Here is a 19,026-nt window from a genome sequence, read left to right as displayed (position 1 = left end):
GGCCACGGAAGGGCCGGGTTTGGCACCCCGCTGATCGTCGGTCCCGGTCAGGGGCAATAATGACCGCGTGACTGCGGCCCCAGCCATTGACAAGAGCCGGATCCACTCCCTGACGCGACCCAACATGGTCAGCGTCGGGACGATCGTGTGGCTCTCCAGCGAACTCATGTTCTTCGCGGCGCTGTTCGCGATGTACTTCTCCATCCGCGCGGCTGCGCCGGAGCAGTGGGAGAAGCACACCGAGGTGCTGAACATCCCGTACGCGACCACGTTCACGGTGATCCTGGTGCTCTCCTCGATCACCTGTCAGATCGGCGTGTTCGCGGCCGAGCGCGGCGACGTCCACGCCCTGCGCCGGTGGTTCACGATCACGTTCATCATGGGTCTGATCTTCGTACTCGGTCAGCTGAACGAGTACCGGACCCTGGTGCACGAGGGCGTGAAGATCAACGAAGACGGCTACGGGTCGATGTTCTACCTCACCACCGGATTCCACGGTCTGCACGTGACCGGCGGTCTGGTCGCCTTCATCATCTTCATGATCCGCACCACCATGGGTCGGTTCACCCCAGCCCAGGCGACCTCGGCGATCGTCGTGTCCTACTACTGGCACTTCGTGGACGTCGTGTGGATCGCGCTCTACGCCATGATCTACTGGCTCCAGTGATCTTGGCGCGTCACGAACCGCGCCGCTGCTCCGTCCCCTGAGACAAGGTCCAACCGGTTAAGGACACAGGTCATGACTTCTGACAACGACCGCCGACGCGGTCTGCTCGCGCGGCTGCGCGGGCGGCCCGTAGCGCGCAGCAGGGGCCGCCGCCGGCTGGGCGCCGCGGTCCGGCTGTTCGCCGCGCTGATGCTGGCCGGCGGTGCCTACACCGTCTTCGCCCCCGGCGTGCAGGCGCAGGACAACCCGCCGTTGACCGCCGCAGGCAACGAGGGTAAGGCGATGTTCGACGTGAGCTGTGTGACCTGTCACGGTCGCAATGCCCAGGGCGTCGAGGGCCGTGGTCCGAGCCTGATCGGCGTCGGGTCCGCCTCGGTGGAGTTCCAGGTGAGCAGCGGTCGCATGCCGATGGCCCGGCAGGAGGCCCAGGCCATGCGCAAGCCGCCGCAGTTCACCGACGAGCAGGTGCGCCAGCTCGGGCAGTACATCCAGGAGCTCGGTGGCGGTCCGGAGGTGCCCAACGGCGACCTGCGTGAGGGCGCCAACCTGGCCACCGGTGGCGAGCTGTTCCGGATCAACTGCTCGCAGTGCCACGCCTTCGGCGGTGGCGGCGGTGCGCTGTCCTCCGGCAAGTACGCGCCGAGCCTCGCGCCGGCCAGCGACCGGCAGATCTACGCCGCGATGCTGAGCGGTCCGCAGAACATGCCGGTGTTCGGTGACAACCAGATCACGCCGCAGGAGAAGGCGGACATCATCGCCTACATCCAGGACACGCTGAAGAACGACGGCGACCCGGGCGGGTTCAACCTGGGCCGGTACGGCCCGTCGACCGAGGGCATCGCGATCTTCCTGGTCGGCATCGTCGCGCTGGTCTTCGCGAGCCTGTGGATTGCGGGCAAGTCGTGACCGGACGGATCAATGGTTCCAGTGCTGTGGCGCCGACCCCCGGCGTCACCCGTAGCGAGGTGACGGCATGAGCACCCACACCGAGCACCAGGCCCAGCGGGGCCCGGAGCCGCTCGACGTGAACGACCCCCGGCTCTCCCGGTTCGAGGTCGTTCAGGAGGGCGCCCGGCGGGACGACATCGAGATCGTCCACTACGAGCCGCAGGTGGTCCCGGGCAGTAAGGCCGAGCGCCGGCTGACCCGTACCGTCGCCCTGATGTTCCTGCTGACCGGCGTCTTCGCGACCGCCTTCCTGGTGGTCTACATCTGGTGGCCGTGGCAGTGGGAGCCGGGTCGCGGCGGCGACAAGCTCTACACGCCGCTGCTCGGCGTGACGCTGGGCCTGGCGCTGCTGGGCATCGGTTTCGGCATCCTGACCTGGGGCAAGAAGCTGCTGCCCAAGGAGGTGTCGATCCAGGACCGGCACGACCAGGTCGACGACCCGGAGGGTCGCAAGATCACCGGTGAGACGATGCTCTACCTCGCCGACGAGATGGGCGTACGCCGCCGGCCGCTGCTGGGCATCTCGCTGCTCGCCGGCCTGGCGCCGGTGGGCGCGGTGGCCGCCGCGCCGCTGATCGGTGGCCTGATCGAGCAGCCGCACAAGAACAACCAGATGTTCACCACCGGCTTCCAGCCGGGCGAGGGCGGCAAGAAGATCCGGCTGATCCGTGAGGACGGCCGTCCGATCCGCCCGGCCGACGTCAGCGTCGGCGGCCAGCTCACCGTGTTCCCGGGCATCGACGGCGGCGTCAGCAACAAGCACGCCGACTCGCCCACCCTGCTCATCCACCTGCGGGAGGACGACGCGCAGAAGTCGCGCGCCGCGAACGAGCGCAAGGGCCACGGCGACTACATGTGGGGCAACTACGTCGCGTACTCCAAGATCTGTACGCACGCCGGCTGCCCGGCCAGCCTCTACGAGCAGCAGACCAACCGCCTGCTCTGCCCCTGCCACCAGTCCCAGTTCCTCATCACCGACAACGCCAAGCCGATCTTCGGCCCGGCGAACCGGCCGCTGCCGCAGCTGCCGATCGAGGTGGACGAGGAGGGCTTCTTCGTGGCGAAGTCCGACTACACCGAGACCATCGGTCCCGACTTCTGGGAGCGGCCATGAAGCGCCGAAAGTTTGATGCCGCCGCGCTGCCGGCCAAGAGCGCGCGGGCGGTGGACGACCGCTTCCAGGTGGCCACGCCCCTGCGCAAGCTGCTGAACAAGGTCTTCCCCGACCACTGGTCGTTCCTGCTGGGCGAGATCGCGCTGTTCTCGTTCATCGTCCTGCTGCTGACCGGCGTCTTCCTGACGTTCTTCTTCGAGCCGACGATGACCGAGGTCATCTACAACGGCAGCTACGCGCCGCTGCGGGGCACCCCGATGTCGGCCGCGTACGCCTCCAGCCTGGACATCTCGTTCGATGTCCGGGGTGGCCTGATCATGCGGCAGATGCACCACTGGGCGGCCCTGCTGTTCATGGCCGCGATCGTGGTGCACATGCTGCGGGTGTTCTTCACCGGCGCGTTCCGCAAGCCGCGTGAGACCAACTGGATCATCGGTTCGCTGCTGTTCTGGGTCGGCTTCCTGGCCGGCTTCACCGGCTACTCGCTGCCGGACGACGGCCTGTCCGGCACCGGTCTGCGCATCGCCTCCGCGATCATCCTGTCGATCCCGGTGATCGGTTCCTGGGTCAGCTCGTCGATCTTCGGCGGGGAGTTCCCCGGCACCATCATCATCAGCCGCTTCTTCATCGCCCACGTGCTGCTCGTCCCGGGTCTGCTGGTGGCGCTGATCAGCGTGCACCTCGGCCTGGTGTTCAAGCAGAAGCACACCCAGTGGCCCGGCCCCGGCCGGACCAACTCCAACGTGGTCGGCGAGCGGATGTTCCCGCGCTACGCGCTCAAGCAGGGCGGCTTCTTCATGGTCGTCTTCGGCGTGATCGCGCTGATGGGCGGCCTGTTCCAGATCAACCCGATCTGGCTGTTCGGCCCGTACGAGGCGTGGGTGGTCTCGGCCGCCAGCCAGCCCGACTGGTACGTCATGTTCCTCGACGGCTCGACCCGGCTCATGCCGGGCTGGGAGATCCACATCCCGATCGGCAACGGGTACGTCATCCCACCGCTGTTCTGGCCGACGGTGGTCCTACCCGGAATCCTGGTGGGCCTGTCGACGATGTACCCGTTCCTGGAGGCGCGCCGTCTCAAGGACTACAAGCACCACAACCTGCTCCAGCGGCCCCGGGACGTTCCGGCCCGGACCGCCGTGGGCGCCATGGCGCTGGCCTTCTACATCGTGCTGACGCTCTCCGGCGCCAACGACGTCATCGCCGACAAGTTCCACATCAGCCTGAACGCGATGACCTGGGCCGGCCGGATCGGCCTGCTGATCCTGCCGCCGATCGCGTACTACATCACGTACCGGATCTGCCTGGGTCTGCAGCAGCACGACCGGGAGGTGCTGGCCCACGGCGTGGAGACCGGCATCATCAAGCGGCTGCCCGACGGCCGGTTCGTCGAGGTCCACCAGCCGCTCACCTCGGCCGAGGGGCACGACGGCCACCCGCCGGCACTGGACTACGTCGGCTGGGTGGTGCCGAAGAAGATGAACCGGCTCGGCGCCCTCGGCCCGGCGATCCGGGGCTTCTTCTACCCGATCGAGAAGCCGGCCGAGGCGCCGGTCTCGCCGGGGCACCCGCCGGTCGAGGACCGGCCGGAGCGGGAGGAGATCGGCAGCGGCGAGAGCCGTCGCTGACCTTCCCGGTACGACTGGCAGTGGCGCCCGCCGGATCATCCGGCGGGCGCCACTGCCGCTTTACGTACCTGTCGTCCGGTTGTGCCCGCCCGGTGCCCGACGTGCGGTGCACCGGTCCCCGCCGCCCCCCGACACGGACGGGTGGAATCGCAGGAATAACCCCGGTCAGCCGGGTATCCGTGCGGTCCGACGTCTCATGGGGGAGGAAAGATGCTGGGAATCAAACGCCTGGGCCTGATGGCCGCGCTGGTGGTCGTGGGGCTGGCGCCCGCCGCCGCGGCACAGGCCGCGGCGCAGCCGTCGACGCAGGACACGCAGTACCTGCAGGCGGTGCACCAGGTCAACCTGTTCGAGATCACCGCCGGTAACCTGGCCCAGCAGAAGGGTCAGAACCAGCAGGTCAAGGACCTGGGCAAGATGTTCGTCACGGACCACACCCAGCTGGACCAGACGGTGCAGTCGACCGCCCAGCAGCTCAACGTGCAGCTGCCGGCCGACCCGACCGCCGACCAGCAGAAGGTCCTCGACAAGCTGAACAACCTCAACGGGGCCGAGTTCGACAAGGCCTGGGTGACCGCGCAGCTCGCCGGCCACGTCCAGGCCATCCAGGCCACCCAGACCGAGATCTCGCAGGGCTCGGAGCAGTCGGTGGTGCAGATCGCGCAGGACGCGCTGCCGGTCCTGCAGGCGCACTACGACGCGCTGGTGGCCCTGGCCCAGACGCTGGGTGTCCCGGTTCCGCAGACCAGTGCCAGCGGCACGCCCAGCCCGGGCGGCACCACCTCGCCGGGTGGCACCGAGTCGCCGGCTCCGGGCGGCACCGAGACCGAGGAGCCCGCTCCGGGCACCACGGAGACCCCGGTGCCCAGCCAGAGCTGACGTACCGCACGGTCGACGGTGGCCGGTCCGCCCACGGGGCGGGCCGGCCACCGGCTCGTGTCAGTCGGCGCTCGCGAGCCCGATCGCGAACGCCTCCTCCAGGTCGTGCTGCGAGTACGCGCGGAACGCGATGTGCGACTCGGTGTTCAGCACGCCCGGCACCTTCGAGATGCTGCCGGCGATGACCTGCGCGATCTGCTCGAACTCCCGGACGCGGACCATGGCGATCAGGTCGACGTGCCCGGCCACCGAGTAGACCTCGCTGACGCCGGGCAGGTTGGCCAGGGTCTCGGCCACCTCGGGGATGGAGTCGGTGGCGCAGTCGATCAGCACGATCGCGGTGATCACGGGACGGTTCTCCGTTCGTCGGCGACGAGGCCCATGCTAGATCCCGCGGCCCTCACCGCGCCGCCGGGACGGTCAGGTCGTCCCCGGCCCGGATCACCCGGTGGAGGCTCTCCCCGGCCGCGACGGTCGCGCCCGGCCACACCACGGACCGGTCCACGTCGCCGTCCACCCGCGCGCCCGCGCCCACCACCGAGCCGGTGACCCGGCCGGTCACCGTCGCCGCCGTGTCCACCAGCCCGTCCGGTCCGGCGGCGTGCAGGTTGGCGTCCAGGTAGTCGGCCGGGGTGCCGGTGTCGTAGAACGTGCCCCGGTAGGGCACCACGGTGAGCGCGCCGGCCGCCTCCGCGGGCCGCCACACCGCCCGGACCAGGTCGCCGAACGTGGCCGGCAGGTCGCGGACCAGCCGCCAGGGCAGCAGCGAGAAACCCACGAACTCGTGGCCGTCGAACGTCCCGGGGGCGTCCGGGTCGTCGGCGGGCCGGCCGAGCAGGCGTACGCCGTGCCCGTCCCAGCCGTCCAGCAGCGCGGCGATGTCCGGCCCGGGCGGGGCCGCCGGATCGGCCAGGTACGCGTCGGCGTTGCCCACCAGCACGCCCCGGCCGGCGATCCAGTCCCGCAGCCGGCCGACGCCTCCGGCGGTGCCCAGCGGGGCGTCCGGCTCGACCGACAGGTGGGCCCGGCCGCCGACCCGCGCGACCACCTGGTCACCCAGGTAGCAGGCGTTCACCGCGACCCGTTCCGGACCGGCCAGGCCGAGCCCGGCCAGCCGGGCCAGCGCCCGGTCCAGCAGCGGGACGTTGCCGACCGGGCAGAGCGCCTTCGGCACCCGCTCGGTGAGCGGGCGCAGCCGGGTGCCCTCACCGGCGGCCAGCACCACCGCGCACACCTCGCCCCCCGGCGCCGGAGCGCCCGCGTACGGGGTGCTCACGCGGCCGGTGGGCGCTCGCCGGCGCGCGGGCCGATGCCGTAGAAGCCCAGCAGGTTCGCGGTGGCGCGGCTGAGCCGGGGCAGGTCGTCCAGCGGATGGAAGGCGGCCTCGAAGACCTCGGCCCCGTCCACCTTCAGCTCGGTGGTCGACGCCGGCACCTCCGCCTCGAAGACCACGTCCACCCAGCCCTTGGCGTGCACCACCGCGTTCGGCACCGCCGGGCGCAGCGCGTCGGGGGACAGGCGGACACCTGATTCCTCGTACAGCTCCCGGGCGGCGCCGACCACCGGGGCCTCGCCGCGTTGCAGCAGCCCGGCGGGCAGCGTCCAGCTGTAGCCGGGCGGCTGGCGCAGCAGCAGGATCCGGCCCGCGCCGGTGGCCTCCGCGTCCTTGACCAGCGTGACCGCGCCGACGACGTACTTCGGCACGGCCAGCCGCACCAGCCGCCGCCGCAGCGGGACCGGAAGCCGGTAGAAGATCTGGTAGCCGAGGGCCCGTCCGGTGGCACGCGCGCGGGGGATCATGCCGTCCAGGCTAGTGGTCCCGGCGCGGACCGGCTTCGTCTACTGCCTGTGGTCGACCAGATCGATCAACTGCTGGACCACGGTGTCCGGCTCGACGGTGCGGTCGAAGACCGCCACCAGCATCGTCTCCAGGTCGGGGTAGCCCAGTTCCTCGGACAGCCGCAGCAGCGGCAGGTCGCTGGCCAGACCCCGGTTGTGCTTGCGCAGCGCCAGCCCGATGGAGGCCCGGCCGAGGCGTACCTTGTCGGCGATCGAGATGCCCGGCTCGGTGTGCTCGGCGAACCAGCGGTTGATCTGCATCTGGGCGTGCGGCGACTTGACGAAGCCCAGCCACTCCCGGCGCGGGCCGCGCGGGGCCACGTCGGCCTCGAAGCCGCTCTCCGCGTCGCGCTCGGTGTAGATCTCCACCACGTCGCCCTCCTCCAGTTCGGAGGAGAGCGGGGCGAGCCGGCCGTTGATCCGGGCCGCCAGGCAGTGGTCGCCGCGCTCGGTGCCCAGCTCGTACGCGAGGTCGACCGGCGTGGCCCCGGCCGGCAGCACCACCTGCCGCCCGTCGGCGACGACCTGGATCTGCGCCTCCGACAGGTCGCAGCGCAGCGACTCCATGAACTGGGTCGGGTCGACGGTCTCCTGCTCCCAGTCGAGCACCCGGCGCAGCCAGGCCAGCTCGTCCGCCCGGTCGACGGACCGGCCCGCGGCGCGGGGGAAGCGGTAGTGGGCGGCTACGCCGTACTCCGCGGAGCGATGCATCTCGGTGGTGCGGATCAGCACCTCGACGGTGCGGTCCTGCGGGCCGCAGACGCTCGTGTGCAGAGAGCGGTAGAGGTTGTTCTTCGGGGAGGCGATGAAGTCCTTGAAGCGGCCCGGCACCGGCCGCCAGAGCCCGTGCACGGCGCCCAGCGCGGCGTAACAGTCGGTCGCCGGACCGTCCACCACGATCGCGATACGCGGCAGGTCGTACGGGGCCGTGTGACCGCCGGCGACGGTGTCCTTCCAGATCGAGTAGAGGTGGCGGGGGCGGGGGGAGACGTCGGCGTCGACCCGGTTGCGGCGCAGCGCCACCCGGGTGCGGGCCACCACGTCGGCGAGGTAGGCGTCCCAGCCGGGCCGGTCGTGCACGAAGCGGGCGAGCCGCGCGTGCTCCTCCGGCCGCAGGTGCAGCAGGACCACGTCGTCCAGCTCGCGTTTGAGCGTCTGGATGCCGAGCCGGTCGCAGAGCGGGACCAGCACCTCCTGGGTCTTGCGGGCGATCCGCTCCCGGGACGCGGCCGAGCGGACGCCGAGCGTACGCATGTTGTGCAGCCGGTCGGCCAGCTTGATCACCAGCACCCGGACGTCCTTGCCGGCCGCCACGATCATCTTGCGGACGGTCTCCGCCTCGGCGGCCTTGCCGTAGAATGCCTTGTCGAACTTCGTCACGCCGTCGACCAGGTGGGCGACCTCGCGGCCGAAGTCCTCCTGGAGCGCCTGGAGCGTGTAGCGGGTGTCCTCCACCGTGTCGTGCAGCAGCGCGGCGACCAGCGTGATGGTGTCCATGCCGAGGTCGGCGCAGATCTGCGCCACCGCCAGCGGATGGGTGATGTACGGCTCGCCGCTCTTGCGGAACTGGCCGCGGTGCATGTTCTCGGCGATCGTGTAGGCGCGGCGCAACACCGAGGCGTCGGCGCTCGCGTGGATGCCGCGATGGGCCCGGACCAGCGCGGTGACCGGGTCGCCGTCGGAGGTCGGCCAGGTGAGCAGGGAACGCAGGCGGCGGGTGAGTGGCAGTTCGCCCTGGGCTGGAAGCGCGCCACCCAGGGCGGCGCCGTGTCCGGCGTCGACGTCCACCTGGGACACCTCCTCACCCCGGCCCTCGGCCGCCGGGAACCGGCGACCGGGAGCAGAGCCCGCGAATCGGGCAGGTCTGCACTCCTTTAACAGACTAAGGGAGTCGAGGTAGTCCGATCGGTCAGTTGGTCATGAGCGTTCGGTCGAGACTTTGTGGGTTCCGCCGCTCTCCGCCTTCGTCAGGAGGTCGCGGAAACGCCCCGCGCCGGCCACCGGCGAGGCCCATCCGGCGCTCGCCTCGACCAGGCGGGTCTCCGGTCGCTCCAACCAGGACAGGATCCGTTCGGTCTCCTCGGCGGTCGCGGCCGGCACCGGCCCGTGCCCGGGCAGCACCGTCTCGGCGGTGGCCCGGATCGCGTCGATCGTCGGTCGCGGATGGACACCCGGCGGGGACACCCCGGCCCCCGCCAGCCGCCCGTGCCGCACCAGCGCCAGCTCCCAGCCGCCCCGGGCCGCCGGCCGGGCGGCGGCCAGCTCGGCGATGCCGGTCAGCGCGGCCAGCCGCTGCATCCGGACCGCCGCGCGCAGCACCGCGACCAGCCGCCCGCGCACCACAGCCGCCTCCTCGTAGCGCTGGGCGGCCGACAGCACCTCGATGCGGGCGAGCAGCGCGTCCACCACCACGCCGGGATCGTCGCTGGTGGCGGTGCGGAACGGCGTCGCCGCCCGGTCGTCGTACTCCTCGGGGGTGATCCGGTGCTCGCAGGGCGCCGGGCAGCGACCCAGCTCGGCCAGCGCGCAGGCCGGCATGGTGGTGCGCCGGGACAGCCGGTGCGTGCACTGCCGCAGCGGCACCGCGTCGTGGAAGCCGGCGGCGGCCAGCTCCGCCGCCTGCCGGGACCGGAACGGCCCCAGGTAGGCCGTGTCGGTGGGCGCGATGTCGCGCACGATCGACAACCGGGGGTACGCCTCGTCGGTGAGCTTCAGCCACACCTGGCGCTCCGGATACTTCGACCTGCGGTTGTACGGCGGCGCGTGCGCCGCGATCAGCCGCAGCTCGCGGACCTCCGCCTCCAGCGAGTGGGCGCACTCCACCGCCTCCACCCGCTCGGCGGCGGCGAGCATCTCGGAGATCCGGGCCCGCTTCTCCGCGGCGGTGAAGTAGCTGCGCACCCGGGTGGCGATGTCGCCGGACGTGCCGACGTAGAGCGGCCGGTCGTCGGCGGCCCGGAAGATGTAGACGCCCGGCACCTTCGGCAGCCCGTCGGCGAGGTGCCGCTTGCGGCGCTGGGTGGGTGTGACCGCGCGGGCGAACTCGATCGCCTCGCCGACCGTGTCGACGCGGTGCCCGCCGAGCCGGCCGATCAGCCCGTGCAGCACGTCGACGGTGGCCTTGGCGTCGTCCAGCGCCCGGTGGGTGGGCTGGGTCGCGGTGCGGAAGTAGGCGGCGAGCGTGCCCAGCTTGCGGTTGGGCACCTCGTCGCGGGTCAGCACCCGCCGGGCCAGCGCGGCCGTGTCCAGCACCCGCGGGTTGGGCCAGCGGTAGCCGTGCTTCGCGCAGGCCGCCTTGAGGAACCCCACGTCGTACGGCGCGTTGTGGGCGACCAGCACGGCGTCGCCGACGAACTCCAGGAAGCTCGGCAGCACCTGCTCGATCGGCGGGGCGGGCAGCAGCATGGCCTGGGTGATGCCGGTGAGCACGGTGATGAACGGCGGGATCGGCACGCCCGGGTTGACCAGCGTGGCGAGCACGCCCAGCTCCTCGCCGCCGCGCACCTTCACCGCGCCGATCTCGGTGATCCCGCCGCCGTCGGGCGCGCCGCCCGTGGTCTCCAGGTCGACCACCACGAAGGTGGTCGCGTAGAGCGGCAGCGCCGGGTCCACGCCGCTGCCCGCCGCAGTGTCCAGGCCGGCCAGCGACTCCTGGACGTACTCCGCTCGTGTCACCCGCGGGACGCTAGCGGCACGGTCCGACACTTGCGTCACTGCGGCCCCAGGAGATACCACGGGGGTACGATGAGAGATCGGCTCACTCACCGGGCGGTGGGCCCGTTCGGGGTGGGAGACTTGCCTCATGCCCCTCACCGAGCCGCACGACGACCACTCCTCCGCGGAGGAGCCGGTCCTCGGCGTGCCCGGCGCCGGTGAGGACGCGCCGACCCCGGTCGAGCCCGAGCCCACCCTGCCCGAACCGGTCCGGCAGCGGATCGTGACGCTCACCGCGGCCGTGCTGCCCGGCCTGCCCGCCGACGAGGTGCCGGTGCCGCTGCGGCGGGTCGCCAAGTTCGCCCCGAACCGCCGCGCCCGGCTCGGCGCGCCCGCGATCGCCGCCCAGCTCACCGCCGACCCGCTGTTCCGGCAGCGGGTCACCGCCCGGGTGCTCGCCGACGCCGGCGACCTCGGCGCGGCGGTGGTGGAGGGCACCGCCCCGGCCGCGGCCGACCCGGTCGAGGTGGCCGCGCTGGCCTACCTGGCCCGGCCCCGGGGCTGGCGGGAACTGATCGAGGCCAGCGGCGAGGCGGTACGCGCCGAGGCCGACAGCGCTGTGGTGGCCGAACTGGTCCGCGAGGCCGAGCAGCGGGCCGCCCGCGCCGAGCACGACCGGGCGGTGGCCCGGATCGAGGCGGAGAAGCTGCGCGACGAGCTGGCCCGGGTCCGCGAGGAGCTGGGTCAGCTCCGCGAGGAGGCGCGCCAGCTCGCCCGTACCCTGCGGGAGACCCAGGCCCGCGAGCGCAAGGCCACCGAACTGCTCGCCACCGAGCGGGGCCGGGCGGCCCGCGCGGCGGCCGACGCGGACGCCGAGCTGCGCCGCGCCCGGGCCCGGCTGGCCGAGGCGGAGGCCGCCGCCGGCGTGGCCCGGGCCAGCGCCAAGGAGGCCCGGTCGGTCGACGACGCCCGGCTGTGGCTGCTGCTGGAGACGATCGGCCAGGCCGCGGTCGGGCTGCGCCGCGAGCTGGCGCTCGACCCGGTGGACAAGCTCCCGGCCGACTTCGTCGCCGACGCGTTCGCCGAGCAGCCGGGCGCCGCGCAGGCCGGCCCGTCGACGCGGGCCCGCGACACCGACGACCCGGCCCGCCTCGACCAGTTGCTCGCGCTGCCCCGGGCACACCTGGTGGTGGACGGTTACAACGTGACGAAGCGGGGCTTCGGCGAGATGTCGCTGGAGCAGCAGCGCAAACGGCTGATCACCGGGCTGGGCGGGATCGCCGCGCAGACCGGGGACGAGGTCACAGTCGTCTTCGACGGCGCCGAGCGGATCCACGGCCTGCCCCCGGCGCCGCGCGGCGTGCGGGTGCTGTTCTCCCGTAAGGGCGAGACCGCGGACGAGCTGATCCGCCGGCTGGTCCGCGCCGAGCCGGCCGGGCGGCCGGTGGTCGTGGTCTCCTCCGACCGCGAGGTCGCCGACGGGGTACGCCGGCACGGCGCGTACCCGCTGGGCGCCGACTCGCTGCTGCGGCGCCTGGCCCGGTCCTGAGCCTTCTCTCTCCCCCTTGATCGACTCCAGATCGGGGGAGTGGTGGGGTGGGGCGCGTGCTGATCGCGCCACTTCGGCGTACTGGTTGGGGTTCGCGGCGGGTGCTGCATCGTTGTCCGGTTCTGTCGTACCCCGGCGTTAGCGTTCTGGTGACCGACGGTGGTGGTCCCTTCCCCGAGCGCCACCGGCGACCCGTCAGGAGGCGTTGATGCTGATCGACTGCGACACCTGCGGCAACCGTGGCGCCGGCTGCTCCGGCTGCCTGGTGACCGCACTGCTCGACTCCGACCCGGCCGACCTGGGCCCGGCCGAGCACCGGGCGATCGAGGTGTTCGCGCGGGCCGGGTTCGAGGTCGAGGTGCTACCACCCCCCGCGCCCGCGGAGGCGCTGGCGCCGATGCCCCGCCGCCCCGGCCGTCGCCGCCGGGTCGCCTGACGCCGCCCGCTGCCCGCCGCCCGCCGGCTTCCGCCTGCCACTAAAGGAGGGCTGCCCCCGGGGTGCTCAGGGCGGCCGTCGGGATCACCCCGGCCACTGCTTGCCGATCGGGCCCGTGCCGCCGTCTGCCGCATCGGCCCACCCTGGCATGCGCTGCTCCTCGATCCCCCGAGTCTGGATCCCAGCCACATCTGACGCTCCTTCTCGTCCCCGCCCCGGCAAGGGCCGTCGATCTTGGAGTTGTGGTGCCCAGGATGTCCGAGTAGCCACGTTTGTCAGCCGCCACAACTCCAAGATCGGCGCGCGGGGCGGGCTGGGGCCGCGCGGGGGCAGGACGGGGCGGGGGCGGGGCCGCGGGGCGGGCACGGCGGTCTTGCTTGCGCGGCCGGGCAATAGGATGAGCGGTCACGGCGGGAGGGGGCGGGATGACGCGGACCGGGCACGACGGCGGGGTGGAGCGGTGACCCCGCGCGCGTGGGCCCTGCTGACCCTGGCCGGCCTGGCGGTGGCGCTGCTCGTGGCGGTGGCGCTTCTGGTGCCGTGGAGCCGGCCGCCCGCGCCCCGCGCCGACCAGCTCGCGGCGCTGCGTGACCTTCCGGCCGAACAGGTGACCCGGGGCCGCGCGTTCCACGGCGCGCTGCGCCCGGCGGCCTGGTCGGCGCTGGCGGTCGGGCTGGTGGTGGCGTTGCTGCTCGGCCTGACCCCGCTGGGCGGGCGCCTGGTCGAACTGGCGGGCCGGCCCTTCGGCGGGCACTGGATCGCGCAGGCGGTGCTCGGCGGGCTGGCCGTCATGTTCCTCGCCGACCTGCTCACCCTGCCGTTCGCGGCCTGGCGGCGCACCGTGCTGGTCCGCTACGGGCTGAGCACCCAGAGCTGGGGCGGCTGGGCGGTCGACCTGCTCAAGTCGTACGCGGTCAGCGCCGTGATCGGCGCGCTGGTGCTGCTCGGCTTCTACACCGTGATCCGCCTGGCGCCGCGCTGGTGGTGGGCGTTCGGCGCGGCCGGCGCGGCGGCGCTGGTGGTGGTGCTGTCGTTCGTGCTGCCGGTGCTCGTCGAGCCGGTGTTCAACAGGTTCACGCCGATGGAGCCGGGCCCGCTGCGCAGCGAGCTGACCGCGATGGCGGCCCGGGACGGCGTACCGGTGCGCGACGTGCTCGTCGCCGACGCGTCGCGGCGCACCCGGGCGGTGAACGCGTACGTCTCCGGGCTCGGGCCGACGCGGCGGGTGGTGGTCTACGACACGCTGCTGCGCGAGGCGGAGCCGGCCGAGGTGACGAGCGTGGTCGCCCACGAGCTGGGCCACGCCAAGGACCGGGACGTGTGGACCGGCACGCTGCTCGGCGCGCTCGGCGCCGCCGCCGCGGTGGTGGCGCTCTACCTGATCGGCTCCTGGACGCCGCTGCTGCGGCTCGCCGGCGTCGACTCGATCGCCCAGCCGCGGGCGTTCCCGCTGCTGATCGCGCTGGTCACGGTCGCCGGGCTGCTCACCACGCCGGTGCAGGCGCTGGTCTCCCGGCGGATCGAGGCCCGCGCCGACGCCCACGCGCTGGCGCTCACCGGCGACCCGGCGACGTTCGAGGCGATGCAGCGCCGGCTGGCCGGGGTGAACCTGGCCGACCCCGACCCGCCGCGCTGGGAGCACCTCTGGTCGGCGACCCACCCGTCCACCGTGGAGCGGATGGCCGCCGCCCGCGCCTACGCCAGGGAGTCCGGCCGATGAGCCGCACCTTGCTGATCACCAACGACTTCCCACCGCGCCCCGGTGGCATCCAGTCCTTCGTGCACAACCTCGCGGTGCGACAGCAGCCGGGATCGGTGGTGGTCTACGCGTCGAGCTGGCGCGGGGCGGAGAAGTTCGACGCCGACCAGCCGTTCGAGGTGGTGCGGGAACGTACCCGGGTGCTGCTGCCCACGCCGCTGATCGCGCGGCGGGCGGCACGGCTGGCCCGCGCGTACGACTGCGACACGGTCTGGTTCGGCGCGGCGGCCCCGCTGGGGCTGCTCGCGGCGGGCCTGCGGCGGCGGTCCGGGATCCGCCGGGCGGTGGCGTTGACCCACGGGCACGAGGTCGGATGGGCGGCGCTGCCCGGCGCCCGCTCGGCCCTGCGCCGCATCGGCCGGGGCGTGGACGTGACCACCTACCTCGGCGAGTACACCCGGACGCGGCTGGCGCGCGTGCTGGACGGGCTGACCGAGCTGCGACGGCTCGCGCCCGGCGTGGACGTGGACACCTACCACCCGGACGTCGACGGCACGAAGGTCCGCGAACGGCTCGGGCTGGCCGACCGGCCGGTGGTGGTGTGCGTGTCGCGGCTGGTGCCCCGCAAGGGCCAGGACATGCTGATCCGCGCGCTGCCGGAGATCCGCCGCCGGGTGCCCGGCGCCGCGCTGCTGGTGGTCGGCGGCGGACCGTACCGCTCGACGCTGGAGAAGCTGGCCCGGCAGAGCGGGCTGGAACGCGACGTGGTGTTCACCGGTTCGGTGCCGTCGGCCGACCTGCCCGCCCACTACGCGGCCGGTGACGTGTACGCGATGCCCTGCCGCACCCGTAACCGGGGCTTGGACGTGGAGGGCCTCGGGATCGTCTACCTGGAGGCGGGCGCCACCGGGCTGCCGGTGGTGGCCGGCGACTCCGGGGGCGCGCCGGACGCGGTCCGCGACGGCGAGACCGGGTACGTGGTCGGCGGCCGGGACGTGGCCCAGCTCGCCGACCGGGTGGCCACGCTGCTCGCCGACCGGGACCTGGCCCGGCAGTTCGGCGCCGCCGGCCGGGCCTGGGTGGAACGGGAGTGGCGCTGGGAGACGCAGGCGCAGCGGATGGCCGCGCTGCTGGCCGGCTGACCGCCGCCCCCGGCCCGCAAGCGGCTCCGGCACGACCGCCGAGCCGCCTCAGGAGACGGCTTCGACGTGCACGGGCACCCGGCCCAGGTGCGGTGCCGCCGGGCCGGGGCGGCCGAAGTGCCAGCCCTGCCCGGCGTCGCAGCCGATCGCGCGCAGCCGGTCCGCCTGGTCGGCCGTCTCCACGCCCTCGGCGGTGACGGTCAGGTCCAGCGCGTGCGCCAGCGACACGAGCGAGGCGAGGATCCGCTCGTCGGTGCCGCTGTCCGGCGCGCGCAGGCCGGTGACGAACTCACCGGCCACCTTCAGCTCGTCGACCGGCAGGTCCCGCAGGTACGCGAGGTTGCAGTAGCCGGTGCCGAAGTCGTCGATGGCGACCCGGACCCCCAGGTCACCGAGCACCCGCAGCGCCCGCACCGGCTCGACCACGGTGCTCATCATGGTGCTCTCGGTGATCTCCAGTTGCAGCCGGCGCGGCGGCAGGCCGGTGCGGCCGAGCACGCCGCGTACCTCGGGCACCAGGTCGGCCCGGTGCAACTGGCGTACGGCGAGGTTGACGCTGACGAACGGCGCGTCGCCGTCGACCGCCGACCAGGTGCCCGCCTCGCGGCACGCCTCGGCCAGCACCCAGCTGCCGAGCGGGACGATCAGCCCGGTCTCCTCGGCCAGCGGGATGAAGCTGTCCGGCCGCAGCACGCCCAGTTCGGGGTGGCGCCAGCGGACCAGCGCCTCCATGCCGAGGACCCGCCCGTCGCGCAGGGACGTCAGCGGCTGGTAGTCGAGGTAGAACTCGCCCCGGTCCAGGGCGGCGGGGATGGCCGCGGACAGCGCGTACCGGGCCAGGTCGCGGCGGTTGCGGTCGGCGTCGAACAGCGACCAGCGGGCCCCGCCCGCGGCCTTGGCCCAGTGCAGCGTGCTGTCGGCCGCGCGCATCAGCTCCATCGGGGAGGTGCCCGCGACCGGGCGCTCCACGATGCCGATGCTCGCCGAGACGGTCAGCTCGTGGCCGTCGACCAGCGCCGGCTCGCGTACCGCGGCCAGCGCCGCCTCGGCGACCTGCACCGCGTCGTCGGTGCCGGTCGTGCGCTCGATCAGGATCACGAACTCGTCGCCGCCGAGCCGGGCCACCAGATGCTCGCCGAGCGCCTCGTGCAGCCGCTGCGCCACCGCGACCAGCAACGAGTCGCCGACCTGGTGGCCGAGGGAGTCGTTGACGACCTTGAACCGGTCCAGGTCCAGGAAGCAGACGCCGACCCGGTCGGCGCCCCGGTTGATCGCGGCGGCCAGCCGCTCGGTGAACAGCGTGCGGTTGGGCAGGCCGGTGAGCGGGTCGTGGGTGGCCTGGTGCCGGAACCGGGCCTCGCTGTCGCGCAGCGCCCGTTCCGCCTGCGCACGGGCCATCATGGCGGCCCGGCGGATGGACTCCTGCTCGTCGAGCGTGCGGTCGCGCAGCGCGCGGGCGTACCCGGTGGCGACGGTGGCGAGCAGCCGGGCCATCCGGTCCTCGACGTCGTCGACGACCAGGTCGAGGTCGCGGACCAGGCGCAGCTGGATCACCTCGACGGTGCGGCCCAGCCCTTCGGCGGAGGCGATGTGCGCCTGCACCAGCTCCGCGCCGACCTGCTGGCCGATCCGCAGGTCGAACGGCTCGGCACGCAGCGCCTGGGCCAGCCGTTCGGTGAGCCGTTGCAGCATCTCCTCCAGCTGCGACTGGGTCATCGGCAGGTAGCTGGTGCCGGACACCGCCTTGGCCCAGGCCCGGGCGAACACGCCGGGCCTGCTGCGGGCCGCGTCGTCACCCACCGAGCCGCCCGACCCCGCCCATGAACACGGCCCGCTCGGCGTTCTCGGCCTGGTCGGGGGAGTCCGGCCGCCACTGCGGCACCCACACCACACCCGGGTCGACCAGTTCGAAGCCGTCGAACAGCGCGGTCAGTTCGGCCCGGCTGCGGATCCAGAGCTGGCTGTCGGTGCGCCGGTAGACCCGCTCCGCCTCGGCCCGCTCGCCGGTGCCGTCGCGGCCCTCCTCGCTGGCCTGGGAGAGCACCAGGTGGCTGCCGGGCGCCAGTGCTCCGCGCAGCGTCCGCAGGATCTCCTCGGGGCGGTCGCTGTCCGGGATGAAGTGCAGCACCGCCACGATCATCACCGCGACCGGACGGCTGAAGTCCAGCAGCCGGGTGACCTCCGGATGGGTCAGGATCGCCTCCGGGCGGCGCAGGTCCTCCTGGAGCACGGTGGCGTGCTCGTTGCCGGCCAGGATCTCCTGGCTGTGCGCCACCGCCACCGGGTCCACGTCGACGTAGACGACGCGCGACTGCCCGTCGATCCGCTGGGCGATCTCGTGCACGTTGCCGACGGTGGGGATGCCGGAGCCGATGTCGAGGAACTGGCGGACGCCGGCCTGGGCGAGGTACTGCACGGCCCGGCGCAGGAACGCGCGGTTGGCCTGGGCCATCAGTGGCGCCTCCGGCACCGCCTCCACCATCGCGCGGGCGGCCGCCCGATCGGCGGCGAAGTTGTGCGAGCCGCCGAGGTAGTAGTCGTACATGCGGGCGACGCTGGGGCGTTCGATGTCGATCGTCTCGGGTGCCCAGTCCGGCCGCTGCATGTCCTGCCCCTCGGGTGTCGACGGCGCGCGGTGGTCACCGCCGCGCGGATCACCCGGGTATTCTGCCCCTCCGCCGTCGTGGTGCAAAGACCGTCGTCGCTATGCGTCCGGCCGTTCACCGTACGCGGTCAGCCGCACCCACGACGCCGGAGAGGCCCGCGTCCGCGGTGGACGGGGCCTCTTCCGGCGGTGTGCCTCAGAACTTGGGCGCGTCCGGTGCCTCGAGCAGGCCCAGCCGCAGCGCGGTCATCAGCGCCTGGGCCCGGTTGGCGGCGCCCAGCTTCTCGTAGAGCTTGGAGATGTGGGTCTTGGCGGTCGACTCGCTGACGAACAGCTGCTTGGCGATGCCCGCCACGCTCATGCCGTCGGCGAGCAGCCGCAGCACCTGGCCCTCACGGGGGGACAGCTGCGGGCCGGACGGGGCCAGCCGGCGCTTCATCGCCTCGGCCAGGTCGGCGGCGGTGAACGCGCTGGGGGAGGAGGCGGCGTGCCGGGCGGCGGCGACCACCTCGTCGGCCGGCGCGGTCTTCGGCACGAACGCGCTCGCGCCGGCTTCCAGGGCGCCGAAGAGCTGGTCGTCGCCGGCGTACATGGTCAGCACGACGATGCCCATCGACGCGCTGGACTTGCGCAGGGCGCGGGTGGCCTCCAGGCCGCTGCCGTCGGGCAGGCGAAGGTCCATGATCACCACGTCGGGCTGGAGCGCGCCGGCCTGGCGCACGCCCTCCGCGGCGGTGGCGGCCTCGCCCACGACCTCGAACTGGCGGTCACGCTCGAACGCGTGACGAAGACCCTTACGGATGAGGTCGTGGTCGTCGACTAGGAGAACCTTGGTACGGGTGGCCGGTGTCGGACTGCTGGTCATC

The 19,026-nt window shown here is 73.1% G+C and carries 17 protein-coding genes; 9 read left to right on the top strand and 8 right to left on the bottom strand.

The genetic code is table 11. The features are described from left to right. The first annotated feature begins 67 nt into the window (after positions 1-67). The 5 genes from HA073_RS14170 to HA073_RS14150 all read left to right on the top strand — a co-directional run bounded on the left by HA073_RS14170 (position 68) and on the right by HA073_RS14150 (position 5,236). Positions 68-667, top strand: coding sequence for a heme-copper oxidase subunit III (locus tag HA073_RS14170; protein WP_043329376.1), 600 nt, complete (start codon positions 68-70; stop codon positions 665-667). A 72-nt stretch (positions 668-739) separates the two neighbouring features. Then, a complete protein-coding gene (locus HA073_RS14165; RefSeq protein ID WP_166456608.1) occupies positions 740-1,573 on the top strand; it encodes a cytochrome c in 834 nt (277 codons plus the stop codon). A 67-nt stretch (positions 1,574-1,640) separates the two neighbouring features. Continuing rightward, on the top strand, positions 1,641-2,729 hold the full coding sequence (locus tag HA073_RS14160) for a ubiquinol-cytochrome c reductase iron-sulfur subunit (protein WP_030500144.1): 1,089 nt from the start codon (positions 1,641-1,643) through the stop codon (positions 2,727-2,729). Next, positions 2,726-4,357 carry a cytochrome b N-terminal domain-containing protein gene (locus HA073_RS14155; RefSeq protein WP_030500145.1) on the top strand — a complete coding sequence of 544 codons (1,632 nt, stop codon included), beginning with the start codon at positions 2,726-2,728 and terminating at the stop codon, positions 4,355-4,357. Before HA073_RS14160 ends, HA073_RS14155 begins: the two co-directional genes overlap by 4 nt. A gap of 210 nt (positions 4,358-4,567) precedes the next feature. After that, on the top strand, positions 4,568-5,236 hold the full coding sequence (locus tag HA073_RS14150; RefSeq protein WP_030500146.1) for a DUF4142 domain-containing protein: 669 nt from the start codon (positions 4,568-4,570) through the stop codon (positions 5,234-5,236). Positions 5,237-5,296: 60 nt separating this feature from the next. Here the strand turns inward: HA073_RS14150 and HA073_RS14145 are convergent, their stop codons facing one another. The 5 genes from HA073_RS14145 to HA073_RS14125 form a co-directional block, all read right to left on the bottom strand. Then, positions 5,297-5,584, bottom strand: a complete 288-nt coding sequence (locus tag HA073_RS14145; RefSeq protein ID WP_043329379.1) for an Lrp/AsnC family transcriptional regulator — start codon at positions 5,582-5,584, stop codon at positions 5,297-5,299. A gap of 52 nt (positions 5,585-5,636) precedes the next feature. Beyond that, positions 5,637-6,512, bottom strand: a complete 876-nt coding sequence (locus tag HA073_RS14140) for a sugar phosphate nucleotidyltransferase (RefSeq protein WP_166456607.1) — start codon at positions 6,510-6,512, stop codon at positions 5,637-5,639. Next, on the bottom strand, positions 6,509-7,036 hold the full coding sequence (locus HA073_RS14135) for an NUDIX hydrolase (protein ID WP_064445183.1): 528 nt from the start codon (positions 7,034-7,036) through the stop codon (positions 6,509-6,511). The genes HA073_RS14140 and HA073_RS14135 overlap by 4 nt, the downstream gene beginning before the upstream one ends. A 39-nt stretch (positions 7,037-7,075) precedes the next feature. After that, positions 7,076-8,863 carry a bifunctional (p)ppGpp synthetase/guanosine-3',5'-bis(diphosphate) 3'-pyrophosphohydrolase gene (locus HA073_RS14130; protein WP_166456606.1) on the bottom strand — a complete coding sequence of 596 codons (1,788 nt, stop codon included), beginning with the start codon at positions 8,861-8,863 and terminating at the stop codon, positions 7,076-7,078. 129 nt (positions 8,864-8,992) lie between these two features. Next, positions 8,993-10,750: a DEDD exonuclease domain-containing protein gene (locus tag HA073_RS14125; RefSeq protein ID WP_043329382.1), complete on the bottom strand. Its 1,758-nt coding sequence runs from the start codon at positions 10,748-10,750 to the stop codon at positions 8,993-8,995. Positions 10,751-10,877: 127 nt separating this feature from the next. Between HA073_RS14125 and HA073_RS14120 the strand changes: the two genes are divergently transcribed. The 4 genes from HA073_RS14120 to HA073_RS14105 all read left to right on the top strand — a co-directional run bounded on the left by HA073_RS14120 (position 10,878) and on the right by HA073_RS14105 (position 15,555). After that, positions 10,878-12,278: an NYN domain-containing protein gene (locus tag HA073_RS14120; RefSeq protein ID WP_166456605.1), complete on the top strand. Its 1,401-nt coding sequence runs from the start codon at positions 10,878-10,880 to the stop codon at positions 12,276-12,278. Positions 12,279-12,486: 208 nt separating this feature from the next. Next, entirely contained in the window at positions 12,487-12,714 is a 228-nt protein-coding gene (locus HA073_RS14115; protein WP_043329386.1) for a hypothetical protein, read from the top strand. A gap of 460 nt (positions 12,715-13,174) precedes the next feature. After that, complete coding sequence (locus HA073_RS14110) at positions 13,175-14,434, top strand: M48 family metallopeptidase (RefSeq protein WP_166456604.1); 1,260 nt, start codon at positions 13,175-13,177, stop codon at positions 14,432-14,434. After that, positions 14,431-15,555, top strand: coding sequence for a glycosyltransferase family 4 protein (locus tag HA073_RS14105; RefSeq protein ID WP_069089000.1), 1,125 nt, complete (start codon positions 14,431-14,433; stop codon positions 15,553-15,555). The genes HA073_RS14110 and HA073_RS14105 overlap by 4 nt, the downstream gene beginning before the upstream one ends. Positions 15,556-15,603: 48 nt before the next feature. Here the strand turns inward: HA073_RS14105 and HA073_RS14100 are convergent, their stop codons facing one another. The 3 genes from HA073_RS14100 to HA073_RS14090 all read right to left on the bottom strand — a co-directional run bounded on the left by HA073_RS14100 (position 15,604) and on the right by HA073_RS14090 (position 19,025). Beyond that, positions 15,604-17,271 carry a bifunctional diguanylate cyclase/phosphodiesterase gene (locus HA073_RS14100; RefSeq protein ID WP_205797365.1) on the bottom strand — a complete coding sequence of 556 codons (1,668 nt, stop codon included), beginning with the start codon at positions 17,269-17,271 and terminating at the stop codon, positions 15,604-15,606. A gap of 76 nt (positions 17,272-17,347) precedes the next feature. After that, entirely contained in the window at positions 17,348-18,160 is an 813-nt protein-coding gene (locus HA073_RS14095; protein ID WP_043329389.1) for an SAM-dependent methyltransferase, read from the bottom strand. 196 nt (positions 18,161-18,356) lie between these two features. Then, a complete protein-coding gene (locus HA073_RS14090) occupies positions 18,357-19,025 on the bottom strand; it encodes a response regulator transcription factor (RefSeq protein ID WP_013287678.1) in 669 nt (222 codons plus the stop codon). Position 19,026 lies beyond the last annotated feature (1 nt).

Source organism: Micromonospora sp. CMU55-4, from assembly GCF_011602315.1.
Classification (GTDB): domain Bacteria; phylum Actinomycetota; class Actinomycetes; order Mycobacteriales; family Micromonosporaceae; genus Micromonospora; species Micromonospora chalcea.
The sequence above is the reverse complement of the archived record's forward strand: the minus strand, read 5'-3'. Positions and strand labels throughout refer to the sequence as shown.

Excerpts from the sequence above, each read along its gene's own strand:
- HA073_RS14165 (WP_166456608.1), top strand. The coding sequence starts at position 740 with ATGACTTCTGACAACGACCGCCGACGCGGTCTGCTCGCGCGGCTGCGC.
- HA073_RS14160 (WP_030500144.1), top strand. The coding sequence starts at position 1,641 with ATGAGCACCCACACCGAGCACCAGGCCCAGCGGGGCCCGGAGCCGCTC.
- HA073_RS14155 (WP_030500145.1), top strand. The coding sequence starts at position 2,726 with ATGAAGCGCCGAAAGTTTGATGCCGCCGCGCTGCCGGCCAAGAGCGCG.
- HA073_RS14150 (WP_030500146.1), top strand. The coding sequence starts at position 4,568 with ATGCTGGGAATCAAACGCCTGGGCCTGATGGCCGCGCTGGTGGTCGTG.
- HA073_RS14135 (WP_064445183.1), bottom strand. The coding sequence starts at position 7,036 with ATGATCCCCCGCGCGCGTGCCACCGGACGGGCCCTCGGCTACCAGATC.
- HA073_RS14120 (WP_166456605.1), top strand. The coding sequence starts at position 10,878 with ATGCCCCTCACCGAGCCGCACGACGACCACTCCTCCGCGGAGGAGCCG.
- HA073_RS14115 (WP_043329386.1), top strand. The coding sequence starts at position 12,487 with ATGCTGATCGACTGCGACACCTGCGGCAACCGTGGCGCCGGCTGCTCC.
- HA073_RS14105 (WP_069089000.1), top strand. The coding sequence starts at position 14,431 with ATGAGCCGCACCTTGCTGATCACCAACGACTTCCCACCGCGCCCCGGT.
- HA073_RS14100 (WP_205797365.1), bottom strand. The coding sequence starts at position 17,271 with ATGACCCAGTCGCAGCTGGAGGAGATGCTGCAACGGCTCACCGAACGG.
- HA073_RS14095 (WP_043329389.1), bottom strand. The coding sequence starts at position 18,160 with ATGCAGCGGCCGGACTGGGCACCCGAGACGATCGACATCGAACGCCCC.
- HA073_RS14090 (WP_013287678.1), bottom strand. The coding sequence starts at position 19,025 with ATGACCAGCAGTCCGACACCGGCCACCCGTACCAAGGTTCTCCTAGTC.